We start from the raw sequence: 3,569 nt of genomic DNA on the forward strand, positions 1-3,569 counted from the left end.
CCCCGCCCGCAGCCGCCGCTGCGCCCCCGGCCTCCACGCCCCCCACCGGCGCGGCGGCGCCGGCAACCCGCCCCGGCCCGGACGGCCTGGACTGGGAGGCCGGCGATCTGGACCGGGACCTGGCGCGGCACGAGCTGTTCGCCGCGCTGACCTTCGACCCGCCGGTCCCCGAGGACCTGCCGGCGGACCTCGCGCAGCGGGCCGGATGGCCGCTGCCCGAACAGGTACAGGCCGTGGTGCTCCCCGAGCCCCGCGAGATCCACCTCCCCGAGGACGTCTTCGGTGAGGTCCTGCACGGCCGCACCCGGGACCAGCAGGTGCTGCTGATCCCGGACCCGGGGCCGGACATCCGCCCGGCGCTGCTGACCGCGCTGCGCGGTCATCCCGCCGCGGTCGGGCACGCCGTGCTGCTGCGCGAGGCAGCGTCCTCGGTGCGCTGGGCGCGCCGGCTGCTGGATCTGGCACCGGCGCAGACCGGCCCGGACGCACCGGTGTTCTTCGTCGACGACCATCTGTCGACGCTGCTGCTGCTCCAGGACGAGACCCTGCTCCGGGCGCTCGGCACCCGCTGGCTGCGTCCGCTCTCCGGGCTGACGCCCCGGCAGAGCGAGCGGCTGGAGGTCACCCTGCTGGCCTGGCTGGAGGGCGGCGGCGCACCCGAGGCGGCCAAGGCGCTGAAGGTGCATCCGCAGACGGTGCACTACCGGCTGCGGCAGCTGGAGAAGCTCTTCGGGTGCGCACTGCGTGATCCGCGTTCCCGGCTGGAGCTGGAGATGACCCTGCACAGCCGCCGGCTGATGGCGCAGATGCGCAATCTGCGCTGCCGGACCGGCCGCCGTGCGCGGTCCGTCACCGGCAATCTCCGCCAGCTCGGCATCGGGCGCGAGGCACGCGTCAACGGCCGTTAGCGCTTCTTGCCGCGTCGCACGGTCCGCCGGGGGCTTCCCCGCTGACCGGACGGACGGGACGGGCGCCGGCGGGATCATCTCCCGCCGGCGCCCGTCGTCGTTCCGGCCGGTCAGCCGGCTCCCCCGGTCATCGGGGCTGGGCCGCGCACTGCCGGCCGGTGTTGATGCAGTCCACCACCTCCCGCATGAGGTCCTCCGTCATGACGTTGATGAAGTCGCTGTGGTCGGTGACCGGTTTGTGGAGCTGCTCCGGGAAGCCGTCCACGGCGTAGGGGATGCCGTCCGGGACGTCGTACTCGAAGACGTGGACGAGCTGCGGGATGGCCACGAAGCCGTCCGGGCAGGAGCCGTCCTCCCGGGCGAAGGCGACGTGGTCGCGGTGGTTGGCGCTGTCCGCGTTCTGCCCGTCCCAGCAGCTCTGGAAGTCGAAGATGCGCAGCACATTGCTGCCGTCGGGACACAGCGGGTACATGTCGGTCAGCACCACCCGGTCCTCGAATCCGGTGCAGCTCCAGCCGGCGTTGGCGTTGGCCGTGCCGTTGGTGAACGCCTTGGCGTCACCGGTGATGATGCGCAGGAAGCGCGGCATGCCGACCACGTCGCCGACGGGGCTGCCCCGGAAGGTGAGGGAGACCGACTCGGGGCGCAGGATGGTGCCGACGTTGCCGTCCTGCCCGCCGCCGGGGAGCTGGGAGTCGAAGGCGTCCTGGCCGTCGAGGGCGCGCAGCACCGGCCAGTAGTGGGTGGACTGGTCGCCGTTGACGCAGGTGGTGTCGGCGGCGGCGAGACTCTCGTCGGTGGAGAACCCGTTGGTGGACAGGTTGCCCACGTAGTCGTGCAGATGGTGGGCGCCGTTGTCCACGCCGGGCGCGACGATCACGTTGTCCGAGTTGAAGTGGCCTTCCTCGTTCAGTCCGCAGTCCAGGCTGAAGCTGCCGGTGGAGGCGTTCTCCCCGGGCCGGGGTTCGACGACGTTCGGCTCCACGGTGGTGATGTCGACGAAGTCCTCCTCGGCGGGGCCGTTGCCGCCCTCGCCCCCGCCGTCACCCTCGCCCCCGCCGTCGCCCTCGCCCTCGCCGCCGGCCGCGTTCTCCTCGCCCCCGCCGCCGTCGCCGCCGTCGCCCTCACCGGGGTCGGCGGGGTCCACGGGGTCCACGGGGTCCACGGGCTCTTCCTCGACCGGCTCGAACTCGCAGGCCGCCAGGGCTTCCAGACCCTCCGGCCGGGCGCCCACCGAGGCGAGGGAGGTACTGATCCTGCTGATGGTGGAGGTGCGCTTGCGCTCCAGCCAGTTCAGCACGTCCCCGGTCCGGAACCGCCCCGAGCGCAGCGCCCAGTAGGCGACGGCCACCTGGGTGTCCAGCCGCGACAGCTGCCAGCCGACCCGCCTGCTGACCGAACGCGGCACGTTCTCCAGTTCATCACCGACCTCCGGGCAGACGATGGTCCCGGTCTCCGCCCCCGGCCGGTCGCCGCCGCGCGAGTGGCCGACGGCGTACTGGGTGGCGAAGACGGTGCCGGTGCCGACCATGACAAGTGCCGTGCCGAGGACGGCCATTCTCATCCGGGGCCGGGTATGGCGGCGGGACCGGCTGCGTGTCTGATGCCTCATGCTGTGGTGCTCCCTTGTCGTCGTGTCGAACGGGAGGCGAGCGGAGCCACGGCCCTGGCCGGATTGGACGGGACGTCGTCGAAGAGCTCTTCGTAGTCGACGAGTCCCGTGGCCTCCAGCACCGTGATGTGGTCCAGGACCACCGCGTTGGCCCGGGTGGCGAGATCACGGACCAGGGAGTTGGTGGTCTGGGCACGCACCTGGCCGATCAGGCCGAACACCTGGCCATGGGCCTTGCGCAGGATGTTGGCGAACTTGCGCTCGAAGTCGATGCCGACCTGGGCTCTCTCCAGGGTGGCCAGCGCCTGCTGCTGCTGCTTGTTGGGCTGGTTCGGCAGGACGATGCCGAGTTCCCGGCCGACCTCGATGGACATCTCGTCCAGCTCCGTGTGGCCCTCGATGAGGTGCTCGCCCGCGATCCGGACGGCGTCGGTGGTCGCCCGCTCAATGGCCTGGCGGCCGGCCGGCCCTTCCCAGAGTCCGGCACCGCGCACCTTCCGGACGAAGTCCCGGTCGATGGGGGTCAGCGGCCCGTACTGGGTGTTCCATACGCCCTCGCCGTCGTCGTTGATCACCACCCCGTTGGGGCCGGCCAGGGCGGCGTTCTCGAACAGCTTCACGGGCAGCAGCAGGGCCGCCATCGTGAAGGCGAGAGCGGCGATCACCAGGCCGGTGCCCATGGTGTGAGCAGACGCAAACGTTCCGGACAGTGCGGAACGCCGGGTTGCAAGGCGCACGAAAGCCCTCCATCCGCTGAGGTTGCAGGGCGTCCCCGGAACTCCCGGGCGCGCCCTCGTGGAGTGGCTCGGACGGTAGTGCGGGCTGCCGGGCGGGATACCGGAATCATCACCAGTCGATAAACGCTTGGCCGTCCGGTAGCGGTGGTGCTAAGGTCCGCGGCCCGCCAGGACACGGCGACGGCCCGGCGGGGCCGGCCCGGTTCCGGGCCGGCCCCGCCGGGCCGTCTTCCGCCGTTCCGCCGCGCTCAGGCCAGGCCGGCGCGGCGCAGGGCGTCCGCCATGGCGCTGTTGGCGGGCGGCGGGGGGCCG

General features: G+C 72.3%; 3 protein-coding genes. 1 reads left to right on the forward strand and 2 read right to left on the reverse strand.

All coding sequences use genetic code 11. The features are described 5' to 3' along the window. The coding region (locus tag GQS09_RS10560) for a CdaR family transcriptional regulator (protein WP_243761290.1) at positions 1-908 on the forward strand (908 nt) is incomplete at its 5' end. Between the two features lie 127 nt (positions 909-1,035). Here GQS09_RS10560 and GQS09_RS10565 read toward each other — a convergent pair. Both GQS09_RS10565 and GQS09_RS10570 read right to left on the reverse strand, forming a co-directional pair. Then, positions 1,036-2,472 (reverse strand): DUF1996 domain-containing protein, encoded by a 1,437-nt coding sequence (locus GQS09_RS10565; RefSeq protein WP_243761291.1) that lies wholly within the window; start codon positions 2,470-2,472, stop codon positions 1,036-1,038. 44 nt (positions 2,473-2,516) lie between these two features. Then, positions 2,517-3,200: a DUF4142 domain-containing protein gene (locus GQS09_RS10570; RefSeq protein ID WP_165985760.1), complete on the reverse strand. Its 684-nt coding sequence runs from the start codon at positions 3,198-3,200 to the stop codon at positions 2,517-2,519. Positions 3,201-3,569 lie beyond the last annotated feature (369 nt).

The sequence above is a fragment of the Streptomyces sp. YIM 98790 genome, from assembly GCF_011421595.1.
GTDB lineage: Bacteria > Actinomycetota > Actinomycetes > Streptomycetales > Streptomycetaceae > Streptomyces.